This window comes from Spirillospora sp. NPDC047418 (genome assembly GCF_040643275.1).
Taxonomy (GTDB): domain Bacteria; phylum Actinomycetota; class Actinomycetes; order Streptosporangiales; family Streptosporangiaceae; genus Spirillospora.
This window is the reverse complement of record NZ_JBEYTW010000023.1, coordinates 25,373-47,397: the sequence shown is the minus strand read 5'-3', so window position 1 is coordinate 47,397 and position 22,025 is coordinate 25,373. Positions and strand designations below refer to the sequence as shown.

Below are 22,025 nucleotides of genomic sequence, written 5' to 3'. Positions count from 1 at the left end.
TCCTTCCGCAGGGGGACGGGAGAACGATAGGCCCGCCGGTCGCGGTCGATACCGGTGAGATCCGCCGATCCTGGGCGGCGATCGTTGGCACTCCACGCCAATGCCGGATGCCTCGAACGCGGCGCGTCGCGTGTCCGAAACCCGGGGGCCGGGGTGGTGTGGTCTGAGTCACATTGGGTACATGGCGTCCCAATAGATGACTCTTAAAACGTATTTGTTGCTGTTTCGCCACTGTTGCCGTGTCTGGCGTTTCGTGTTCCTCTATTTACGACATTGTCCGGTTGTGGATCGCTCCCAGCCGATTCCGCGGCCGCCGCCAACCAGCCGCCCAGCCCAGTCCCGCCCAGCCCAGTCCCGCCCAGCCCAGTCCCGCCTAACCCAGTCCCGCCTAACCCAGCCACCGACGACGCACGCCAACGCAGGCACGCACGAGCGCAGGCACGCACGCAGCGACAGCGGAGGGTCCGGATGCGCAAGGAGACGCTGGAGAGCTTCGTCCTCGGGGACGTCCTCCGGTCACAGGCCCAGGTACATCGAAGGCAGACGTTCCTCAAGTTCCGGGACGGCGAGGTCACCTACGGCGAGGTCGACGCCGCCGCCGACCGGCTGGCCCGTTCCCTGGCCGGGGCGGGTATCGCACGCGGCGACCACGTGGCCGTGATGCTGCCCAACTGCGCCGACTTCGTCCACCTCGTGTTCGCGCTGGCGCGGCTCGGCGCGGTCGCCGTGCCGGTCAACATCGCCTACAAGGGCGAGCTGCTGCGGCACGTCCTGGACAGTTCCGACTCCGGCTGGCTGGTCGTCGACGGTCCGTACGCGGAGCGGGTCGCCGGTGTGGCGGAGCGGCTGCCGAAGCTCCGGGGCGTCCTGGTGCGGGACGCCGCCGGGGCCGGGGTCCTGCTCGACCGGCTGGGCAAGCCCGCGCGCGACCTGGCCTCCCTGCCGGACGAGGGCGGCAGAGTCGAGGCGGAGGTCGGCTTCGGCGACCTCCAGGCGATCATGTACACGTCCGGGACGACCGGGCCGTCCAAGGGCGCCATGGTCCCGCACGCGCTGGCGCTGACCTGCGCCTACGACTCGCTCGACTTCCTAGACCGGTGGGGCAAGACGATCTACTGCCCGCTGCCGCTCTTCCACGCGGCGGCCCTGTGGGACGGCATGCTGTCGGCGCTGCTGGGCGGCGGCTCCATCGCGATCGTCGAGCGGTTCAGCGCGTCCCGGTTCTGGGACGACGTGCGCCGCTTCGACGCGCAGGTCTGCATGAGCGTGTTCTCGATGATCCCGATCCTGCTGAACCGGCCGCCGACGTCGCGGGACCGCGACCACCGGCTGGAGACGTTCTACATGGGCAAGTCCAACCTCGACGAGCCGATGCGGGAGCGGTTCGGCGTCCGGTCGGTGGAGACCTACACCAGCACTGAGGCGGGCATCGCGACCGGCAGCCCGTACGGGGAGTGGCGGGTCGGCTCGTGCGGGCGGGCGCACGAGGAGCGTTTCAACGTCGCCGTCGTGGACGACCAGGACCGCGAGGTCGGGCCGGGGGAGCCCGGCGAACTGGTGCTGCGGCCGAAACAGCCCTTCGTCCTGACGACCGGCTACTACGGAAACTGGGAGGCGACCACTCATTGCTTCCGGAACATGTGGTTCCACACCGGAGACCGGGTATGGCAGGACGACGACGGGTATTTCTACTTTCTTGACCGGATGAAGGACGCCATCCGCCGGCGCGGGGAGAACATCTCGGCCTTCGACCTGGAGACCGAGATCAACCAGCATCCGGCGGTGCTGGAGTGCGCCGCGATCGGCGTGCCCTCGGAGCTGGAGGACGAGGACATCAAGGTGTCGATCGTCGTGCAACCGGACACCGGGCTCGACCCGGCGGAGCTCGTCGCCTACTGCGCGGAGCGGCTCCCGCGGTCGATGGTGCCGCGCTACGTCGAGTTCGTGGACGCGCTGCCGCGCACCCCGACCGACAAGGTCGCCAAGTACAAGCTGCGCGCCCAGGGCGAGTCCGGGATCACGGAGACGACCTGGGACGGGGAGGCGGCGGGCGGCGGTCGGAACGCCGGAGCCGGGGCCGGGAGTGCGACTGGGGCCGAGGCCGGGGAGGCGGGGAGCCGGTGAACTGGGACGACACGCCGGAGCAGGCGGCCTTCCGGGAGGAGGTCCGGGCGTTCATCGCGGAGCGGTTCCCCGCGTCCTACCGTCCGGCCGGGGACGAGGAGCAGAGCCTCGAACCCGAGGACGTCGCGGGCTACAACTGGCCCGTCGACCGGGTCGCGGACGATCCGGGACGGCGCGAGGGCGCGCGTGCGTGGGCGGCGGCGCTGGCCGAACGCGGCTGGATCGCGCCGCACTGGCCGCAGGAGTACGGCGGCGCCGGGCTGTCGCCGCTGGCGGAGTTCGTCCTGCACGAGGAGATGATGCGGGCGCGGGTGCCGGTCGTGAACGGCATCGGCGCGTTCCTCCTCGGCCCGACGCTGCTGGTGCACGGCACCGAGGAGCAGAAGGCCGCGCACCTCCCGGCGATCGCTTCCGGGCAGGCCACCTGGGCGCAGGGGTTCTCCGAACCGGGCTCGGGCTCCGACCTGGCCTCGCTGCGGACGCGGGCCGTCCGGGACGGCGACGTCTACGTCGTGGACGGCCAGAAGGTGTGGACGTCCCTCGGCCAGTACGCCGACTGGCTGTTCGTCCTGGTCCGTACCGACCCTGACGCGGAGAAACCGCACCGGGGCATCACGTTCCTGCTCATCGAGGCGGACGCGCCGGGCGTCACGGTTCGTCCCATCACCGACATCCGGGGCGCCGCGCCGTTCTGCGAGATCTTCTTCGAGGGCGTCCGGGTGCCGGTGGCGAACCGGGTGGGGGAGGAGAACCGCGGCTGGTACGTGGCGATGTCCGCGCTCGGGTTCGAGCGGGCGGGGATCGGCGCCACGATCAAGTACGAGCAGGCCCTCGCCGAACTGGTCGCCTACCTGCGCTCGCCGGAGGGGCGCCGGTTCGCGCGGAACACGCCGTCGATCCGGCAGGAGATCGCCCGCAGGAAGACCGAGATCCGCGTCCTGTACAACCTGGCCCGCTACACGGTGTCGCGGCAGGCGGCGGGGGACGAACCCGACTTCGAGGCGTCGATCAACCAGCTGTTCGGCGCCGAGCTGCACCAGCGGCTGGCCCGCACGGGCGCACGCGCGTTCGGGCGGTCCGCCGCGCTCTGGGCGCGCGAGGACGCCCCGCTCGGCGCCGCGTTCACCCACATGCGCCGCGACTCGGTGGCGTCCACCTTCCTGGGCGGGACGACCGAGATCCAGCGCAACGTCATCGCCACCCGGGGGCTGAAGCTGCCCCGCTAGAGCATGCATCTGGACGGACACGAGGAGGAGCGAACCCGTATGCCCGACGAGAACGCCTACCAGAACGCCGACGGGACCGCCTACGAGAACGCCTACGAGACCGTTGACCTGCGGGTCGAGGAGCGCGTCGCCTGGCTGACGCTGAACCGGCCGGACAAGCTCAACGCGCTGACGCCGACGACGATGACGGAACTGCGCGACATCTTCCGGCGCGTCGACGACGACGAGGACGTCTGCGTGGTGGTGCTGCGCGGCGCCGGCGAGCGCGCGTTCTGCGCCGGGATGGACCTGGCCTGGTCGGAGAAGCTGACGAAGCGCGAACGGATCGAGCAGGGCCGGCTCGGCGAGAAGACGTTCGCGATGATGGAGCGGCTGTCGGTCCCGGTGATCGCGGCCGTGCACGGGTACGCGGTCGGCGGCGGCCTGGAGCTGGCGCTCGCCGCCGACTTCATCATCGCCTCCGACAACGCGAAGATGGGCCTCGTCGAGATCACCCTGTCGGCGCGTCCGCCGTACCGTCCGAAGATGACCGAGGACGGCGACCCGGACCAGCCCGAGTTCGGCGGGTCCGCGCCCGGCTGGGGCGGCGTGAAGCGGCTGCCGGAGCGGATCGGCAAGGCCCGCGCCAAGGAGCTGCTGTTCACGGGCGCGCGGATCGGCGCCGACCGCGCGCTGCAGCTGGGGCTCGTCAACGACGTGTATCCGGCGGACGAGTTCGACAAGCGGATCGGCGAGCTGGCCGAGCGCATCGCCGCGATGAACCGCTACAACCTGCGTCTCGTCAAGGAACTCGTCACCTACGGCTACGACTGGATCGAGCCGCACCCGAGCTAGAGCCGGCTGGGCTGGCTGGGCTGGGGCTGGACTAGGGCTGGAGCTAGGAGGACTTGTGCAGATCTATCGGATCGATCATGTCGCGCAGGTGACCCCCGACCTCGACGCGCAGGTCGCGTTGCTGGAGGGGCTGTTCGGGTTCCGGCGCGTCCGGAGCTGGGACAACCCGGGGGAGGGCGCGCGCGGCGCCCGGCTGGAGATCCCCGGCAGCCGGGGGCAGGCGTGGGAGGTCGTCTCGCCGTCCGCTTCCGGGGACGGCTCGTCACTGCAGACGTGGCTGGACGAGCATGGCGGGCGTCCCGGGCTGCACCATGTGGGCGCCGAGGTGCCCGACTTGGAGGCCGTCCAGGCGGAGCTCGAGGTGCGCGGCATCAAGGCGACCGACGGGGCGCGCGGACGCTGGCTGGAGGCGTCGCTGAGCCCGCCCTCGCACGGGCCGGGCGTCCTGTGGCGGCTTCGCGGGCCGGGCGGCCTGGACATGTGCGGCGATTCGCCCGCCGCCACGGTGGAGCCGGGACCCGCCGGAACGGGCCTGGCCGAGGGGCCGTCGCTCGGGATCGTGGCGCTGGACCACATCTGCCAGGCGTTCCCCGACCGGGACGAGCTCGCCCGCTGGTACCACGACCTGGCGGGCTTCGTGCAGGTGTGGCGGACGGCCGACGACGAGCATCCCGACATGGCCGACCTCGTGCTGAACATCCCCGGGTCGGCGATCTGCTGGGAAGTGATCATGCCGCGCGGCGAGGACTCGTTCATCGAGCGCTTCCTCGGCAAGGGCGGGCCCGGCGCGCACCACGTCACGTTCGAGGTCGCCGACTGGGACGCGGCGATGGCCGCCTGCGAGCACCACGACACGCCGACCTTCGATGACGAGGAGGGCGTCACGGACGGCGCAGCCTGGAAGCACACGTTCATCCATCCGAAGAAGACCGGCGGCGTCCTGGTCCAGCTGTTCTGGGAGGAACGTCCCGGCGTGTGGGTCCGCTCCGACAAGGTGCCGCCGCGATGGACCTGAGCCTGACCGAGGACCAGGAACTGATCGCCTCCACGGCCCGGGAGGTCCTGGCGTCCCGGACGGCGTCGGCAGGGGCGCGGGCACTGGACGGCGACCCGGCCGGCTACTCCGCCGCGCTGTGGAAGGAGATGGTCGAACTCGGCTGGACCGGGCTCGCCTTCCCCGAGGAGTACGGCGGCGTCGGCGGCGACTTCCTGGACGTGTGCCTGCTGTTCGAGCAGCTCGGATACGCCCAGGTCCCGAGCCCCCTGCTGGCGTCGGTGGCGAGCTGCGGCATGCCGGTCGCGCGGTTCGGGACGCCGGACCAGAAGGCGCGCTGGCTCGACGCGATCGCGAACGGGCAGGTCGTGACGGCCGCGCCGCTTCCCTGGGATCGTCCCGATGAGGGGCCGACGGCTACGCGCGAGGGAGAGGCCTTCGTTCTCAACGGGACGGCGACGTTCGTGCCGTACGCGGCCTCCGCCGAGAACATCCTGGTGGTGACCCGGCTCGACGGTGCGCCTGAGCCTGCGCCTGAGCCGCGCGCGTTCTGGGTGGACGCCTCGGACGTCACGCTGCATCCGCTCGGCACGATCGGCGCCGATCGTCCGTGCCATGTGGAGTTGGACGGCGTCCGGGCACTGGACACCCTCGGGCCTGATGCCGCCGCCGCGATCTCCCTGTTCGGGGCTGCCGCGACCTGCGCCGAGATGGTGGGTGCCGCGCAGCATGTCCTGGACATGACCGTCCAGTACGCGACCGAGCGCGAGCAGTTCGGCCGTGCGATCGGGTCGTTCCAGGCCGTCCAGCACCATTGCGCGAACATGGCCATCGACGTGCTCGGCTCCCGCTTCATCGCCTACGAGGCCATCTGGCTCCTGTCGGCGGACCGGGAGGCGGTGCAGGAAGTGGCGATGGCCAAGGCGTGGGTGAGTGAGGCGTACGAACGGGTGTGCGCGCTGGGCCATCAGGTACACGGCGCCATCGGCTTCACTCACGAACACGACCTGCGCCTGTTCTCCGAACACGCGACTTCGGCGTCTCTCTCGTTCGGCGACGCCGATCTGCACTACGACAACCTGGCCAACGACCTGAACCTGCACTAGACCGGCGAGCGGCGCCCGGCCGGGACGAAATCCGGCCGGGCGTCCGCCTGTCTCACGAAGATCGTCAAGCCGTTCGAGTCGATATGATCGCCTGCCCAGGGACGCAGGAGGAGGGGGCCGTGCCCGAGCGGACGGACTTGCTGCCCACGGATCCGGACTCGGTCGGCCCGTACCGCCTCCGGCATCGGCTGGGCACCGGCGGACAGGGCACGGTCTACATCGGCGTCTCCGACGGCGGCAAGGTTGACGGCACTGGCGATGACAGTGGTGTCGGCGGTGTCGGCGGTCCCGGCGACGACAGCGGGGGCGACGGCGTTGGTGTCGACGGCACCGGTGTCCCCGTGGCGGTCAAGGTGCTGCATCCGCACCTTGTCGGCAATGAGGTGGCGCGGACGCGGTTCGTCCGCGAGATGCAGATCGCCGAGCGGGTCGCGCCGTTCTGCACCGCGCAGGTGCTCGACAGCGGTGTCGCGGACGGCCACGTCTACATCGTCAGTGAGTTCGTGGACGGTCCGTCGCTCCAGGAGTCCGTGCGCGAGACGGGACCGCGCGGTGGGGCGGCGCTGGAACGGCTCGCGGTCAACACCGTGACGGCGCTCGCCGCGATTCATCGTGCCGAGGTGGTCCATCGCGACTTCAAGCCGGGCAACGTCCTGCTCGGTCCGGACGGGCCGGTCGTCATCGACTTCGGCATCGCCCGCGCCCTGGACCTCAACCAGTCGATCATCACCAGCCAGGCCGTCGGCACTCCCGGCTACATGGCGCCCGAGCAGATCGCGGAGGACGAGACCGGCCCCGCGGCCGACATGTTCGCCTGGGGCGCGACCATGGTGTTCGCCGCCACCGGCGAGCGCGCGTTCCGCGGCAACTCGATCCCGGCGGTGATGCAGTCGATCCTGCGAGGGGAACCGAAGTTGGACGGGCTGCAGGGCCCGCTGCGCGCGATCGTCCGCGAATGCTTGGCCAAGGACCCGTCCCGGCGCCCCACCGCCGCCGAAGTCGGCGACCGCCTGCGCGCCCTTCCGGCCCCGGCCTGGGAGACCAAAGGCTCCGCCCCGACCAGGTCCGACGAACCGGCAGACCCGGGGCCGGAATCGGACGCTGTTCCGGGTTCCTCTCCGGATACGGTCGCCGGGCGTGGAGGGCGTGGCGGGCGTCGACGCTCGCTCCTGATCGGCATCGGCATTGGTGTTGCTGCGTTAGTCGTGGCCTTGGCGGGCGGCGCCTACATTGTGCTCCCGTCCGACGAAGGGGGCGGGACGTCCGAGGTGGCCGAAACACCGGAGGCCGCGTTGTCCTCCATCGCTCCTGGTGGTCCCGCTGGTAACGGGCCCTCGGCGAGCCCGAGTGACTCTGGGAGTGGTGAGCGCACCTCGGCGCCTTCGAAGCCGACGTCCGGCGATCCTGGACGGCCCGGTGCGCCGGCGACCGGCGAGGCGCCGGGCGACTCGGGTTCTCGGGCACCTCGACCGTCCCGGCCGTCCGGCGGTGGTGGCGGTGGTGGCGGCGGGCAGGAGGAAACGCCCGCCGCTCCGAAGACACTGGGAACCATCGCGGCGAGAGACGCCAGCGGCTACTGCAGGTCGCACGGATACGCCGGCTCGGTGAATCAGTACAACGGCAGCTATTCGTGCTACGGCGCACCTGGCAGGGAAACGGTCACCACGACCCAGATCTGTCGCTGGAAGTACCCGAACAGTTCCAACGTCAAGGCCGACGGGACCACCTGCAAGTCTTACTGATCTGGCCTCGTCCTCCGTTTGGTGCCTCTGGCGTACTTGCTCAGGGCGTGTGCGGGGCTGGGGTCTCTTTTTTTATCGGTTTTAGTGTGGTTGCTGTAGGTGGACGGCTGAGGTGGCCTTCCGAAGGTGGGCTCACTCCTTTAGGCGGGTTTCCGGTTGCTGGCACGTTGGTTGCGGTGTCGGTTTGGGTTAGGTGTTTATCTGCGGGTTTGGTGCGGAGTGCTGTCGGTGCCGCGCTTCGCGCGGAAAAGCGGTCGGCTACGGCCGTTGGATGGCCGGTGGCCGTAAGGGACGTCCTTTCTGGTGGTGGGCGGAAAATAATCGGTGACAGTAATGTGGCGTGTCCGGATTGTCTGGTGGGGGTGGCGGGGTGTCGCGCTATAATTGGGACAGGAATTCTGGTTGGGAGGTGAACCCTCGTGTCTGTGTCCGTCCAGGTCGCTGAAATTGTTCGCGGCCAGCGTGAATGGGAAGACCGGGAGTGGTTCCCGCCCGGCCCGCAATTGGCCGTCTGTCTTTCGGGCGGGAAAGAGCGTCTGGCCGATCTGACCGACGGGGAGCTTCTCCAGGTCGCGTCCGCCGCGCGCAGGCAGACTTCCTGGGCGCAGGCCCGGGAGTTGGCCGCCATTGCCGAACTGTCGCGGCGTCGCACCGATGCCGAGGACGGCGGTGACCCCGACTACCGCATCCTCTCGGCGCGCGAGTCGGTGACCGAAGAGGTCGCCGCCGCGCTGACCGTCACCGGCAACACCGCCGCCACCCTGGTGCACCTGGCCGAACAGCTGACCGGCCCGCTCGCCCGGACCGGCGAAGCACTGGGAGTCGGCCGCATCGACATGGCCAAGGCTCGGGTCATCTGCGACGTCACCGACCGGCTGCCCGAGGAGGCGGCCGGACGGGTGGAGGACGCAGCACTGGAGAAGGCCCCGGAGCAGACAACCGGGCAGTTGCGCCGCCGCATCAAGCGGATCGCGCAGCGCCTCGCCCCCGAAGCCCTCGAAGAACGCAGGCAGGAAGCCCTCCGGCGGCGGCGCCTGGAACTCTGGGACACCCCAGCCGGGACCGCCGACCTGTCGCTGTGCGACCTGGTCACCGAGGACGCCCACGCCATCTTCAACAAGATCACCGCTGCCGCGCACGGCCTGAAGGCGGACGGTGATTCCCGCCCCCTGGCTCAGATCCGCGCCGACCTGGCCACCCTTCTCCTCCAGGGCACAGAACTCCCGGCCGCCGTCCGTACTCTGCTCGACCAACCGGCCTCCCCCGGTTCGGGCGCTGTCGGTGTCGTCCGGTGTCCGGGTGCCGTGGAGTCTGGCGACCTTGCGCCCGCGGCTGAGGACGCCGTTGTTCCGGTCCTTATGGACATGGTGGAGCAGCGGCTCGCCCACGTCCGGGATCGTGTCTCCCCGCGCGTACTCCCCGCCGCGATCGCACGGGCGGCGCAGCGCATCCACGACCAACTCGCCGGCGCGCGGGTCGCGGACTGCCAAGGTGACGACGAGACCCACGGCCGCCCCGGCTACCGGCCGCCCGACACTCTGCGCCGCGCAGTCATCGCCCGGCACGCCACCTGCGTGTTCCCCAGCTGCAACCGGGACGCGCGCAACTGCGACCTCGACCACACCGTCCCGTGGCGCCCCGGCACCACCTGCCGCTGCAACCTCGCCCCGCTCTGCCGACGGCATCACCGGCTGAAGCAGCGCGCCGACTGGAGACTCCTCCAGATCTGGGCCGGGCTGCTGATCTGGGTCACCCCGTCCGGCGCCTGGTACATCGTCCGCCCCGACCGCCAGTAGACGCGAGGGTGTGGGGGCGGCATAGGTTTGCCCGATGGACGTGGTCGTCGCTGTTGTCGCGACGCTTGTGGTGACGTGGGTTCCCGCGTTGCTGTGGTGGCGCAGGCAGGGGCGGGGCGGTGATCTCGGAGGGCCCGCGCGGCGGGCGACGTTCGAGATGTTGCACACCGCGTCGCGGGCCGCGCCCGCGTTCCGGGCCGGGCTGACCGAGCAGGGGGCGCAGAAGGCGGCGCGGCATCTGCGGGCGCTGCTCGACTGTCGAGCGCTCGCCATCACCGATGGGGAGCGGCTGCTGGCCTGGGACGGGGAGCACGACCACCACGCGGATGAGGGGCTCTCGCACGCCGAGGTCACGCTGGGGAACGGGCGCACACAGGTTCACGATGTGGCCTGCGACCGGATCGACTGCCCCATCCGGCGGGTCGTGGTCGTTCCGCTCGCCACTGACGACCGGGTGGTCGGGGCGCTGGCGGCGTACGGGGAGGACGTCCCCGCCGGGCTCATCCGGGCCGCCGAGGAGATCGCGCAGTGGGTCGACGCCCAGTTGGAGCTCGCCGAGCTGGACCATTCGCGGGCGCTGCTGATGGAGGCGGAGATGCGTGCGCTGCGGGCGCAGATCTCGCCGCACTTCATCTACAACTCGCTGACCACCATCGCCTCGTTCGTGCGGTCGGATCCCGAGCGGGCGCGGGAGCTGCTGCTGGAGTTCGCCGGGTTCACGCGGTACTCGTTCCGGCGGCACGGTGACTTCACGACGCTCGCCGAGGAGCTGCGGTCCATCGATCGGTACCTGCTGCTGCAGCGGGCCCGGTTCGGGGAGGAGTTGCGGGTGACGTTGCGGATCGCGCCCGAGGTGCTGCCGGTGGCGGTTCCGTTCCTGTGCCTGCAGCCGCTGGTGGAGAACGCCGTGCGGCACGGGCTCCAGGACCGGTCGGAGCCGGGGCTCATCACGATCGTGGCCGAGGACGCCGGGTCGGATTGCGTCATCAGCGTCGAGGACGACGGGATCGGCATGGACCCGGACGAGGTCCGGCGGCTGCTGGCGGGGGAGCGGCGGACGCCGTCCGACGAGGCCGGGATCGGGCTCGCGAACGTCGACGAACGGCTCCGGCAGGTGTACGGGGACGAGTACGGGCTCGCCGTCGAAACCGGTCCGGGAGCCGGGACGAAGGTCATCGTGCGCGTTCCGAAGTACCGGCCCGGAGTGACGGCCTCTTGACTTGTCCCTGCTCGGTTGACTGAAATGTGGCGGACGGGACGGGGAAAGGACGATGCGGTGGGCCTGCGTGTCCTCGCGGTGGACGACGAGGCGCCCGCACTGGACGACCTCGCCCACCTGCTGCGCGCCGATCCGCGGATCGGCGAGATCCACACGGCCCGGGACGGTGCGGCGGCGCTGCGCAAGCTCGACCGGGCCCTCGCGGACGGACGTCCCGTCGCCGCCGTCTTCCTCGACATCCGGATGCCCGGCCTGGACGGCACCGTGCTCGGCCGGGTGCTCGCCCAGTTCGCCCGCGCGCCGCAGATCGTCTTCGTCACCGCCTACGAGGGGCATGCCGTCGACGCGTTCGAGATCAAGGCGACCGACTACATCCTGAAACCGGTGCGGCCGGAGCGGCTCAGCCTCGCGATCACGCGGGTGACGGAGGCGGCGGAAGAGGCCGGGTGGGCGGACGCCGGCGCGAGCGCCGCTCCCGCGGAGCCGGAGCCCATGCCCGTCGAGCTGGGCGGAGTGACCCGGTTCGTCACGCCGGCCGAGGTGCTCTACGTGGAGGCGCAGGGCGACTACGCGCGGCTGCACACCTCCGGCGGCAGCCATCTCGTGCGCATCCCGCTGAACGCGCTGAGCGAGCGGTGGAGCGGCGCCGGGTTCGTCCGGGTCCACCGGAGCCACCTGGTCGCGCTGTCGGCGATCAAGGAGCTGCGGCTCGACTCGGGGCGCTGCACGATCGTCGTCGGCGGCGCCGAGCTGCCGGTGGCGCGGCGGCACGTCCGGGAGCTGCGCGACCTGCTGGTGCGGCGGGCGAGGCGAGCGCCCTGAGCACCGGGGAGCGGCCGCGGGACATCGCGCCCGGCCGGACGCTGGTGACCGGGCCGCGGACCCGGACGGTCCGGCGGCCCCGCTACCCGGTGACCCGCGAGATCGACGAGCAGACCGGGCTCGGCGAGGCGTACATGCGGTCGCTGCTGCGCACCCAGCTGCGGCTCGCCGTCCGGCTGTGCCTGGTGCTGGCCGTCGTGGTGCTCGGGCTGCCGCTGCTGTTCGCGATGGTCCCCGAGGTGCGCGAGCAGGAGGTCCTCGGGCTGCCGCTCCCCTGGGTGGTGCTCGGCGCGCTGATCTACCCGTGGTTCGTGGTGTGCGGGTGGTGGTACGTCCGGATGGCCGAACGCAACGAGGACGACTTCGCCGACCTCGTCGAGCGGGCCGAGGACCGGAAGTGAGCGCCGCCTACGGGCTGGCGGGGGTTCTGCTGGTCGTCGTCGCGACCGTCCTCATCGGTGTGCTCGGGGTGCGGATCTCGCGGACGACGTCCGACTTCTATGTGGCGTCCCGGACGGTCACGCCGCTCCGGAACGCGTCCGCGATCGGTGGCGAGTACCTGTCGGCGGCTTCTTTCCTGGGTATCGCCGGGCTGATCCTGGCCTACGGCGCCGACATGCTGTGGCTTCCGGTCGGCTGGACAGGCGGGTACCTCGTCCTGCTTGTGCTGGTCTCGGCTCCGTTGCGGCGGTCCGGGGCCTACACGCTGCCCGACTTCGCCGAGGCGCGGCTCGAGTCGATGGCGGTGCGGCGCGTCGCGAGCGTTCTCGTGGTTCTGATCAGCTGGCTCTACCTGCTGCCCCAGTTCCAGAGCGCCGGGCTCGTGCTGCGGACCGTCACGGGCGCCCCGGTGTGGACGGGCGGCGTCCTGATCGCGGTCGTCGTCGCCGTGAACGTGCTGGGCGGCGGCATGCGCAGCGTCACGCTGGTGCAGGCGTTCCAGTACTGGATGAAGCTGACCGCGCTGGCCGTCCCGCTGGTCTTCCTGCTGCTGGCGTGGCGGGGCGACGGCGCGCCCGGCCTGTCGTCGGACGTCCCGCCGCGGTTCGGCGACCGGACGACGGTCTCGGTCGGCGTCGCCGTCACGGTGAACGTCACCACGCCCGTGCAGGTCACGGTGGACGGGAAGGTCGACGGGCGCGACTATCCGGGCGCTGCGGTGACGCTGAATCCCGGGCCGCACCGCATCGCCCAGGACACGTCTCTCACCTTCCCCGCCGGCGCGGACGTGCCGCACGTCAGCGGGCGTCCCGTCACCACCGACCGGGAATGGGCGCTGCCCCTCGGCGGGCGCGAGCATTCGCTGTACGCCACGTACTCGCTGATCCTCGCGACGTTCCTCGGGACGATGGGGCTGCCGCACGTCCTCGTCCGCTTCTACACCAACCCCGACGGGCGGGCCGCGCGCCGCACGACCGTGATGGTGCTGTCGCTGCTCGGCGCGTTCTACCTGCTGCCCGCCCTGTACGGGGTGCTCGGACGCCTCTACACCCCCGAACTGCTGATGACCGGGCGGGCGGACGCCGTAGTCCTCACCCTGCCGGGGCGGCTGATCGGCGGGCTCGGCGGCGACCTCCTCGGCGCGCTGGTGACGGGCGGCGCGGTCGCGGCCTTCCTGTCGACGTCGTCCGGCATCACCGTGTCCGTCGCCGGGGTGCTCGCCCAGGACATCCTGCGCGGCGGGGTCCGCTCGTTCCGGGTCGCGACGCTGCTCGCGCTCATCGTGCCGCTGGCCCTGGCGATCGCGGCCCGCTCCCTCGCCGTCGCGGACGTGGTGGGGCTCGCGTTCGCCGTCGCCGCGTCCACGTTCTGCCCGCTGCTCGTCCTCGGCGTCTGGTGGCGGCGGCTCACCGTCCCGGGCGCGCTCGCGGGGCTGTGCGCGGGCGGCGCCCTGGCCGGTTCCGCCGTCGTCGTGACGATCGCGGCCGGGCCGCCGTCCGGGCTCGCCGGCGCCCTGCTCGCCCAGCCCGCCGCCTGGACGGTCCCGATCGCGTTCGCCGTCATGATCATCGTGTCGCTGTGCACGCAGCGCCGGGTGCCGCCGGGCGTCGCCCGCATGATGGTGCGCCTGCACACTCCGGAGTCGCTCAACGTCGATCGCGGTACCTGGCGGCCCCGCAGGGTCTGACCGTTCATCGCGTCAAACTGACCGTTCGGCGACGGGCCCGGCACCCCGGCGACGATGGACGGCACCTGACCGCAGCCCGGCCGCCGACCCCTCGTCCCCTCCGAGCTGGCTCTTTACGGTGGCGCGTGATTGGCGTCACAGAAGAGGAGGGCGGTCGTGTCCGTCGACAAGAACGCCACCGGCACCGTCTATGAACGGTTCCAGGGCACCGAGGAGTTCCAGGAACTCCGACGCAGATTCCGCCGATTCGCATTCCCCATGACCGCCGCGTTCCTCAGCTGGTACCTGCTCTACGTCGTCATGTCCGGGTGGGCGCGCGACTTCATGGGCACCGAGCTGTTCGGCTCCATCAACATCGCCCTGGTCTTCGGGCTGCTGCAGTTCGTGTCCACGTTCGGCATCGCGTACTGGTACTCGCGGTTCGCCGAGCGCCGTCTCGACCCGCTCGCCGACAAGGTGCGCGGCGAGATCGAGGCCGAGGAGACGCAGGTCGCCGAGACCGCGGAGGAGGCCCGATGAGCAACGAGACCCTCTCCATCATCCTGTTCGTCGTGTTCGTGGGCGCGACGCTCGGGATCACCGTGTGGGCGAGCCGCAACACCAAGAGCGCCACCGACTTCTACGCCGGCGGACGCTCCTTCACCGGCGCGCAGAACGGCCTGGCGATCGGCGGCGACTACATGTCCGCCGCGTCGTTCCTCGGCATCGCCGGGCTCATCGCCCTGTACGGCTACGACGGCTTCCTGTACTCGATCGGGTTCCTCGTCGCCTGGCTCGTCGCGCTGCTGCTGGTCGCGGAGCTGCTGCGCAACTCCGGCCGGTTCACGATGGCGGACGTGCTGGCGTTCCGGATGAGCCCGCGCCCGGTGCGGACCGCCGCCGGCGTCTCCACCATCGTCGTGTCGATCTTCTACCTGCTGGCGCAGATGGTCGGCGCGGGCGCGCTCGTGTCGCTGCTGTTCGGTTTCACCAGCGACTTCGCCAAGGGCGCCACGATCGCGCTGGTCGGCGTCCTGATGATCATCTACGTGGTGTTCGGCGGGATGAAGGGCACCACCTGGGTGCAGATCGTCAAGGCCGTCCTGCTGATGACCGGCGCGGCCCTGATCACCGTGCTGGTGCTCGGCAAGTTCGGCTTCAACCTGTCCTCGCTGCTGAAGGACGCCGCCGACGAGAGCGGCAAGGGCGGCGCCTTCCTGGAGCCCGGCCTCCGCTACGCCACCGAGGACTCCGGCCTCACCGGCAAGCTCGACCTGATCAGCCTCGGCCTCGCGCTCGTCCTCGGCACCGCCGGGCTGCCGCACGTCCTGATCCGCTTCTACACCGTCCCGACCTCCCGCGATGCCCGCAAGTCGGTCATGTGGGGGATCGGCCTCATCGGGGTGTTCTACCTGTTCACCCTCGTCCTCGGCTTCGGTGCCGCCGCGCTCGTCGGCTCCAAGGAGATCTCCGCGGTCAACGCGGCGGGCAACACCGCGGCGCCGCAGCTCGCCGAACGCATCGGTGAGATCGTCTTCGGCTCCGCCGGCGGCACGATCCTGCTCGCGGTCATCGCCGCGGTCGCGTTCGCGACGATCCTCGCGGTCGTGTCCGGGCTGACCCTCGCCTCGTCCTCGTCCTTCTCCCACGACCTGTACGCGCACGTGTTCCGCAAGGGCAAGGCCACCGAGCGGGACGAGGTCCGGGTCGCCCGCATCGCCGCCTTCGTGATCGGCGCCGTGTCGATCGTGCTCGGCATCTACGCGCAGCGCCTGAACGTCGCGTTCCTCGTCGCCCTCGCGTTCGCGGTCGCCGCGTCCGGGAACCTGCCCGCGATCCTCTACAGCCTGTTCTGGAAGCGGTTCAACACCGCCGGCGCCACCTCCGCCATCTACGGCGGCCTCGGCGCGGCGATCTTCCTGGTGGCGTTCTCCCCGGTCGTGTCCGGCTCGGAGAAGGCGCTGTTCACCGACCACGACTGGGCGTGGTTCCCGCTCAGCAACCCCGGCATCGTCTCCATCCCGATCGGCTTCCTGTGCGGCTTCCTCGGGACCGTCCTCAGCAAGGAGTTCAACAAGGAGAAGTACGCCGAGATCGAGGTCCGCTCCCTCACCGGCGCGGGCGCCGAGAAGGCGGCCGAGCACTAGGACCGCGGGGGGCGAACGTCCCCGCCGCCCCCCGCCCCGACCCGCCGCGCGGGCGACCGTCGCCCGGTCCCGCGCGGCCCGCGGCCCCGTCCCGAATCACGACCCCCGGGACGGGGCCGCTCCATGCCCGCTCCGTGCCCGCGCTCCGTGCCCGCGCTCCGTCGCCCGCCTAGGGGAGTCTTTTCGAAGGGCGGGCCGGGGTTTGGCCGGCGTGCTGTGCGCAAGATCTAGCGTGGCAGTGCAGGCACGGTGTGGTGCGGGGGACGGAGGCGCGGATGTCGTACGGGCGGTCCACCAGGCGCGGCCTGGTGCTCATCGGCGGCGGCACCGTACTGGCGCTCGGGGTCGTCCTGCTGGTCCTGCCCGGTCCGGGGCTGCTGCTGGTGCTGGCGGGGCTGCTGATCCTCGCGCGGGAGTTCCCGGCCGTGGACCGGTACGTCGAACCGGTCCGCGAGCGGGCGATCCAGGCGGCGGAGGAGAGCGTGACGTCCTGGTGGCGGCTGACCGGGTCGATCCTGACGGGGCTCGCGCTGATCGGGGCCGGGGTCGCCTGGGGGATCGTGGACGAACTGCCGTTCTCCGGGTGGAGCACGGGGTCGGGGCTGATCCTTTCCGGGTTCATCCTCTTCGGGCTCCTCTACTGGAGCCATCTCCGCGTCAAAGGGCACCGCTGAGGGGCGGCGGCACACGGAATGGGCGCCGGATAGATCAACGAACGTCCTGACGATCGACTGACTTGGCTAGAATCCGTCCGTTAGGCGAGGCTTCCGCCATGATGTGCGCATGTGATCGCGCTCCGTACGCGAGGAAGCCCCACTCTCACATCGTGCTGGCCTAAGGAGTCCGTGCATGCCCGTGGAATCGGAGGGGCCCATCCCCGCGGCGAGGCCCGTGATCGGTGACGCCGAGATCGAGGCGGCCGTGCGGGTGCTGCGCAGCGGGCGGGTCGTCCAGGGGCCCGAGGTCGCGGCGTTCGAAGAGGAGTTCGCCGAGGTCGTGGCCGGACGGCACTGCGTCGCGGTCAACTCGGGGACGTCCGCGCTGCAGCTCAGCCTGATGGCGCTCGGGATCGGCCCCGGGGACGAGGTGATCGTGCCCTCGTTCACGTTCGCCGCGAGCGCCAACGCCGTGCGGCTGGTGGGCGCCGACCCCGTGTTCGCCGACATCGAACCGGGGTCGTTCTGTCTCGACCCCGGCGCCGTCGCGGCGGCGATCGGCCCCCGCACCGCGGCGATCATGCCGGTGCACCTGTACGGGCACCCGGCGGCGATGGACCGGATCGGGCCGCTCGCCGAGCAGCACGGCCTGGCCGTCGTCGAGGACGCCTGCCAGGCGCACGGCGCCGCCCTCGGCGGAACCCCGGCGGGCGCGATGGGCACCGTCGGCTGCTTCAGCTTCTACCCGACCAAGAACATGCACGCCCTCGAAGGCGGCATGGTCACCACCGCCGACGCCGAGACGGCGCGGACGCTGCGGCTGCTGCGCAACCAGGGCATGGAGCAGCGCTACGCCAACGAGATCGTCGGGGCCAACATGCGGCTCACCGACGTCGCCGCCGCCATCGGCCGCGAGCAGCTCAAGCAGCTCGGCGGCTGGACCGAGCAGCGCCGCGCCAACGCCGACTTCCTCAACGCGAAGATCACCGAGGCGGTGACGCCGTCGGTCGCGGACGGCGCCCGGCACGTCTACCACCAGTACACCGTCCGGGTTCAGGAGCGCGACGCCGTCCAGAGGCACCTGGACGAGCGCGAGGTCGGCAACGCCGTCTACTACCCGACGCCCGTCCACCGGCTGCGGCCGTACCTGAAGGACGACCGGCCGGATCCGCGCTGGGACCTGCCCGAGACGGAGCGGGCCGCGGCCGAGGTGCTGTCGCTGCCGGTGCACCCGTCGCTCACCGGCGAGGAGCTGGCGCGGGTCGCCGACGCGGTGAACGGGGCCGTGAACACCGCCATGAACACCGCCGTGAACGGGGCCGCGTCGTGAGCGGGCCGCTGCGCGCGGGCCTGGTCGGGCTCGGCGTGATGGGACGCAACCACGCGCGCGTCCTGTCCGGCCTGGACGGCGTCGACCTCGTCGGCGTGGTCGACCCGGCGGGACGTCCGGGCGGCGCCCCGCACGGGGTGCCGCTGCTGGAGTCGCTCGACGCCCTGCTGGAGCTCGGCGTCGACTACGCGGTCGTCGCCTGCCCGACGGCGCTGCACGAGGAGGTCGGGCTCGCCCTCGCCGAGGCCGGGGTCGGCGCGCTGATCGAGAAGCCGCTCGCCGAGTCGGTGGAGGCCGCCAAGCGGCTGGTGAAGGCGTTCGAGTCGCGCGACCTGGTCGCCGGCGTCGGCCACATCGAGCGCTACAACCCGGCGCTGCAGAGCATGCGGACCCGGCTGGAGGCGGGCGAGCTGGGCGAGGTGTTCCAGGTCGTCACCCGCCGCCAGGGGCCGTTCCCGCACCGGATCGCCGACGTCGGGGTCGTCAAGGACCTCGCCACCCACGACATCGACCTGACCGCGTGGGTGACCGGCCAGGACTACGTGTCGATCTCCGCGCACACCATGGCGCGCAGCGGCCGCCCGCACGAGGACATGGTCGCGGCGGTCGGCCGCCTCAGCGACGGCTCCATGGTCAACCACCTGGTGAACTGGCTGAGCCCGCTGAAGGAGCGCACCACGGTCGTCACCGGCGACCGCGGCTGCTTCGTCGCCGACACGCTCACCGCCGACCTGACGTTCTACGCCAACGGCGAGGTGAGCACCGAGTGGGAGGCGCTGCGGGCGTTCCGCGGCGTGTCCGAGGGCGACATGATCCGGTACGCGATCCCGAAGCGGGAGCCGCTGCTGACCGAGCACGAGCGGTTCCGCGACGCGGTCCTCGCGGGCCCCGGCGGCGCCGCCGACATCGTGACGCTGCGGCAGGGCCTGCGGACGGTCGAGGTCTCGGCCGCCGTGCTGGAGTCCGCCAAGCTCGGCGCGACCGTCTCGCTGCGGGCCTCGGAGGTGGCAGGTGCCGTCTAAGGCCGCGGCCCCCGACGTCACGGTCGTCGTCGCGGTCTACAACACGATGCCGTACCTGACCACCTGCCTGGAGTCGCTGGTCGGGCAGAGCATCGGCGCCGACCGCATGGAGGTCGTCGCGGTCGACGACGGCTCCACCGACGGCAGCGGGGCCGAACTCCACCGGTTCGCCGCCGAGCACCCGGACGTTGTCACCGTGCTGCGGCAGCCGAACTCCGGCGGCCCGGCCGCCCCGAGCAACCGGGCCCTGGACGTCGCGTCCGGCCGCTACGTCTACTTCGTCGGCGCCGACGACCACCTCGGCCCCGAGGCGCTGGAGCGCATGGTCGCCGCCGCCGACGAGTGGGGCTCGGACGTCCTCGTCGGCAAGATGGAGGGCGTCAACGGGCGCGCCGTGCGGCGGCCCGAACTGTTCGCCGAGAACCGTCCCGAGATCGACCTGTACGACTCGGTCCTCCCGTGGGTGCTGTCGAACTGCAAGCTGTTCCGCCGCGACCTGGTCGAGCGGCACAAGCTGCGCTTCCCCGAGAACATGCGGATCGGCAGCGACCAGCCGTTCACCCTCGAAGCGTGCGTCCGCGCCTCGCGCATCTCCGTCCTCGCCGACTACACCTGCTACTACGCGGTGCTCCGCGAGGACGGCGGCAACATCACGCAGGGCGCCGTGGACGTCTACACGCGGCTCGAATGCGCGGAGAGCCTCTTCGGAGTCGTCACCGGCCTCCTCGAACCCGGCCCGAAGCGGGACGCGATCCTGACGCGCCACACCCGCTGGGAGTTGACGATGCCGACGCGGGAGGGGTTCCTCGAACTCGACCGCGACGCCCAGCAGGACGTCTGCGACCGCGTCGGGAGGCTCGTCGGGGAGTACGTGACCGACGACGTCCTCCACACGCTGCCGATCGTCCGCCGGGCCCGGCTGCGGCTGGCCCAGCACGGCCGGGTCGACCTGCTGCGCGAGGCGATCCGGGCGGCGGTGGAGGAGCGCCCCTACCTGATCGCCGTGAAGAACGGCCGCACCTACCTGGCCTACCAGGGCTTCGAAGACCCCGACCTCGACCTGCCGGACGAGCTGTTCGAGATCACCAAGGGGATGCGCAAGCGGCTGTCCCAGGAGGTCCGGACGGTCGGCGCCCGCCGCGACCGCGACACCGTCGAGGTCACCGTCCGGACGCCGTTCACCGGCCCGGACGCCGCGGACCCGGCGGTCGTCCGGCTCGCGCTCGCCCCCCGCACCGGCAAGGGCGCCGGCAAGGAGCGCGTCCACCTGGACGAGGCGGTCGTCACCCGCGAGGCCCGCGAGGACGGCCTGCACCTGACCGCGCGGATCCCCGTGGCGCTGCTCACCGGCCCGGCCCGGACGCGGCACGACCTCCGGCTGATCTTCACCGCGTCCGGCGAGACGCACGACGTCGCCGTCCCGGCCGCGGACCTGCCGGCGCCGGGCGGCGACCTGGTCTGGCACCGCGCCAGGCCGCACCGGCTGTCGGTCACCGGCGACGACCGGTACGGCACGGTCATCGAAACGCGCCCGGTCCACCCGGCCCGCGCGGCCGCCCGGCGGATCAAGCGCGCGGCGTCCCTTGGAGGTAAGTAGCACATGCGGATCTGCGTGGTCGCGCTCGGCAAGATCGGTCTCCCGCTGGCGGTGCAGTTCGCCCGCAAGGGCCACCGGGTGATCGGCGCCGACGTGAACGAGCGGGTCGTCGCCGACGTGAACGCCGGCCGCGAGCCCTTCCCGGGCGAGACGGACCTGGGCCGGTACCTCGCTGAGACGGTCGCGGACGGGCGGCTGACGGCCACGACCGACACCGCGGCGGCGGTCGCCGAGTCGGAGGCGGTCGTCGTGGTCGTCCCGCTGTTCGTGGACGAGGCCGGCACCCCCGACTTCGGCTGGATGGACGCCGCCACCCGCGCCATTGCCGACGGCCTGCGCCCCGGAACGCTCGTCAGTTACGAGACGACGCTCCCCGTCGGCACCACCCGCACCCGCTGGGCGCCGATGCTGGCGGAGGGCTCCGGCCTCACCGCAGGCGACGGCTTCCACCTGGTGTTCAGCCCCGAGCGCGTGCTCACCGGACGGGTCTTCGCCGACCTGCGCCGCTACCCCAAGCTCGTCGGCGGCATCGACGACGCGTCCGCGCAGCACGGCGTCGAGTTCTACGAGCAGGTCCTCGACTTCGACGACCGCCCCGACCTCGACCGCCCCAACGGCGTCTGGGACCTCGGCTCGGCGGAGGCGTCCGAACTCGCCAAGCTCGCCGAGACGACCTACCGCGACGTCAACATCGGCCTCGCGAACCAGTTCGCCCGCTACGCCGACACGGCCGGGATCGACATCACCAAGGTCATCGAGGCGTGCAACACCCAGCCGTACAGCCACATCCACCGGCCGGGCATCGCCGTCGGCGGCCACTGCATCCCCATCTACCCGCGGATGTACCTGTGGAACGACCCGTCCGCGACGGTCGTCCGCGCCGCCCGCGAGGCCAACGCGGCCATGCCCGAGTACGCCGTCGGCCTCCTCGCCGACGCCTACGGCGACCTCAACGGCGCCCCGGTCCTGGTGCTCGGCGCGGCCTACCGGGGCGGCGTGAAGGAGACGGCGTTCTCCGGCGTCTTCCCCACCGTCGAGGCCCTGCGGAAGCGCGGAGCCGTCCCCTACGTGTCCGACCCGATGTACACGGCGGAGGAACTCCAGGCCCTCGACCTGCCCCCGCACCGCGGCGAGCCGGTGACGGCCGCCGTCATCCAGGCCGACCACACCGAGTACCGCGACCTCGGCGCGGCCGACCTGCCGGGCGTCAAGGCCCTCGTCGACGGCCGCCGCATCACCGACCCGTCCCGCTGGCCCGGCGTCCACCACACCGTCATCGGCGCCCCGACCCAGGCATGACATC

At 71.5% G+C, this 22,025-nt stretch carries 18 protein-coding genes; all 18 read left to right on the top strand.

Annotated features, from left to right (window positions below; all coding sequences use genetic code 11):
* The first annotated feature begins 468 nt into the window (after positions 1-468).
* The 18 genes from ABZ806_RS16995 (at position 469) to ABZ806_RS16910 (ending at position 22,021) form a co-directional block, all read left to right on the top strand.
* The gene (locus ABZ806_RS16995) at positions 469-2,124 is read left to right on the top strand and encodes an AMP-binding protein (RefSeq protein WP_500218234.1); all 1,656 of its coding nucleotides are present in this window, start codon (positions 469-471) and stop codon (positions 2,122-2,124) included.
* Positions 2,121-3,350, top strand: a complete 1,230-nt coding sequence (locus tag ABZ806_RS16990) for an acyl-CoA dehydrogenase family protein (RefSeq protein WP_500218233.1) — start codon at positions 2,121-2,123, stop codon at positions 3,348-3,350. The genes ABZ806_RS16995 and ABZ806_RS16990 overlap by 4 nt, the downstream gene beginning before the upstream one ends.
* A gap of 39 nt (positions 3,351-3,389) precedes the next feature.
* Positions 3,390-4,184 (top strand): enoyl-CoA hydratase/isomerase family protein, encoded by a 795-nt coding sequence (locus ABZ806_RS16985; protein WP_500218232.1) that lies wholly within the window; start codon positions 3,390-3,392, stop codon positions 4,182-4,184.
* 55 nt (positions 4,185-4,239) lie between these two features.
* The gene (locus ABZ806_RS16980; protein WP_500218231.1) at positions 4,240-5,199 is read left to right on the top strand and encodes a VOC family protein; all 960 of its coding nucleotides are present in this window, start codon (positions 4,240-4,242) and stop codon (positions 5,197-5,199) included.
* The gene (locus ABZ806_RS16975; RefSeq protein WP_500218230.1) at positions 5,190-6,284 is read left to right on the top strand and encodes an acyl-CoA dehydrogenase family protein; all 1,095 of its coding nucleotides are present in this window, start codon (positions 5,190-5,192) and stop codon (positions 6,282-6,284) included. The genes ABZ806_RS16980 and ABZ806_RS16975 overlap by 10 nt, the downstream gene beginning before the upstream one ends.
* Before the next feature lie 119 nt (positions 6,285-6,403).
* Entirely contained in the window at positions 6,404-8,026 is a 1,623-nt protein-coding gene (locus tag ABZ806_RS16970; protein ID WP_500218229.1) for a serine/threonine protein kinase, read from the top strand.
* Between the two features lie 419 nt (positions 8,027-8,445).
* Positions 8,446-9,822, top strand: coding sequence for an HNH endonuclease signature motif containing protein (locus ABZ806_RS16965; RefSeq protein ID WP_500218228.1), 1,377 nt, complete (start codon positions 8,446-8,448; stop codon positions 9,820-9,822).
* A gap of 34 nt (positions 9,823-9,856) precedes the next feature.
* Positions 9,857-11,041, top strand: coding sequence for a sensor histidine kinase (locus tag ABZ806_RS16960; protein ID WP_500218227.1), 1,185 nt, complete (start codon positions 9,857-9,859; stop codon positions 11,039-11,041).
* 24 nt (positions 11,042-11,065) lie between these two features.
* Positions 11,066-11,863, top strand: a complete 798-nt coding sequence (locus ABZ806_RS16955) for a LytR/AlgR family response regulator transcription factor (protein WP_500218226.1) — start codon at positions 11,066-11,068, stop codon at positions 11,861-11,863.
* A gap of 44 nt (positions 11,864-11,907) precedes the next feature.
* Entirely contained in the window at positions 11,908-12,264 is a 357-nt protein-coding gene (locus ABZ806_RS16950; RefSeq protein WP_500218225.1) for a DUF485 domain-containing protein, read from the top strand.
* The gene (locus ABZ806_RS16945; RefSeq protein ID WP_500218224.1) at positions 12,261-13,991 is read left to right on the top strand and encodes a sodium/solute symporter; all 1,731 of its coding nucleotides are present in this window, start codon (positions 12,261-12,263) and stop codon (positions 13,989-13,991) included. Before ABZ806_RS16950 ends, ABZ806_RS16945 begins: the two co-directional genes overlap by 4 nt.
* 156 nt (positions 13,992-14,147) lie before the next feature.
* Complete coding sequence (locus ABZ806_RS16940; RefSeq protein WP_500218223.1) at positions 14,148-14,510, top strand: DUF485 domain-containing protein; 363 nt, start codon at positions 14,148-14,150, stop codon at positions 14,508-14,510.
* Positions 14,507-16,117, top strand: a complete 1,611-nt coding sequence (locus tag ABZ806_RS16935) for a monocarboxylic acid transporter (protein ID WP_500218222.1) — start codon at positions 14,507-14,509, stop codon at positions 16,115-16,117. Before ABZ806_RS16940 ends, ABZ806_RS16935 begins: the two co-directional genes overlap by 4 nt.
* 275 nt (positions 16,118-16,392) lie before the next feature.
* On the top strand, positions 16,393-16,791 hold the full coding sequence (locus ABZ806_RS16930) for a PGPGW domain-containing protein (RefSeq protein ID WP_500218221.1): 399 nt from the start codon (positions 16,393-16,395) through the stop codon (positions 16,789-16,791).
* A 175-nt stretch (positions 16,792-16,966) separates the two neighbouring features.
* Complete coding sequence (locus ABZ806_RS16925; protein WP_500218220.1) at positions 16,967-18,103, top strand: DegT/DnrJ/EryC1/StrS family aminotransferase; 1,137 nt, start codon at positions 16,967-16,969, stop codon at positions 18,101-18,103.
* Positions 18,100-19,125 (top strand): Gfo/Idh/MocA family protein, encoded by a 1,026-nt coding sequence (locus ABZ806_RS16920; RefSeq protein ID WP_500218219.1) that lies wholly within the window; start codon positions 18,100-18,102, stop codon positions 19,123-19,125. Before ABZ806_RS16925 ends, ABZ806_RS16920 begins: the two co-directional genes overlap by 4 nt.
* Entirely contained in the window at positions 19,115-20,722 is a 1,608-nt protein-coding gene (locus tag ABZ806_RS16915) for a glycosyltransferase family 2 protein (RefSeq protein ID WP_500218218.1), read from the top strand. Before ABZ806_RS16920 ends, ABZ806_RS16915 begins: the two co-directional genes overlap by 11 nt.
* A 3-nt stretch (positions 20,723-20,725) precedes the next feature.
* Positions 20,726-22,021 (top strand): nucleotide sugar dehydrogenase, encoded by a 1,296-nt coding sequence (locus ABZ806_RS16910; RefSeq protein ID WP_500218217.1) that lies wholly within the window; start codon positions 20,726-20,728, stop codon positions 22,019-22,021.
* Positions 22,022-22,025 lie beyond the last annotated feature (4 nt).

What these genes read in the sequence shown, in the direction of transcription:
- ABZ806_RS16975 (WP_500218230.1), top strand. Translation starts at nt 5,190, where the DNA reads ATGGACCTGAGCCTGACCGAGGACCAGGAACTGATCGCCTCCACGGCC.
- ABZ806_RS16995 (WP_500218234.1), top strand. Translation starts at nt 469, where the DNA reads ATGCGCAAGGAGACGCTGGAGAGCTTCGTCCTCGGGGACGTCCTCCGG.
- ABZ806_RS16985 (WP_500218232.1), top strand. Translation starts at nt 3,390, where the DNA reads ATGCCCGACGAGAACGCCTACCAGAACGCCGACGGGACCGCCTACGAG.
- ABZ806_RS16955 (WP_500218226.1), top strand. Translation starts at nt 11,066, where the DNA reads ATGTGGCGGACGGGACGGGGAAAGGACGATGCGGTGGGCCTGCGTGTC.
- ABZ806_RS16925 (WP_500218220.1), top strand. Translation starts at nt 16,967, where the DNA reads ATGCCCGTGGAATCGGAGGGGCCCATCCCCGCGGCGAGGCCCGTGATC.
- ABZ806_RS16935 (WP_500218222.1), top strand. Translation starts at nt 14,507, where the DNA reads ATGAGCAACGAGACCCTCTCCATCATCCTGTTCGTCGTGTTCGTGGGC.
- ABZ806_RS16960 (WP_500218227.1), top strand. Translation starts at nt 9,857, where the DNA reads ATGGACGTGGTCGTCGCTGTTGTCGCGACGCTTGTGGTGACGTGGGTT.
- ABZ806_RS16910 (WP_500218217.1), top strand. Translation starts at nt 20,726, where the DNA reads ATGCGGATCTGCGTGGTCGCGCTCGGCAAGATCGGTCTCCCGCTGGCG.
- ABZ806_RS16930 (WP_500218221.1), top strand. Translation starts at nt 16,393, where the DNA reads ATGTCGTACGGGCGGTCCACCAGGCGCGGCCTGGTGCTCATCGGCGGC.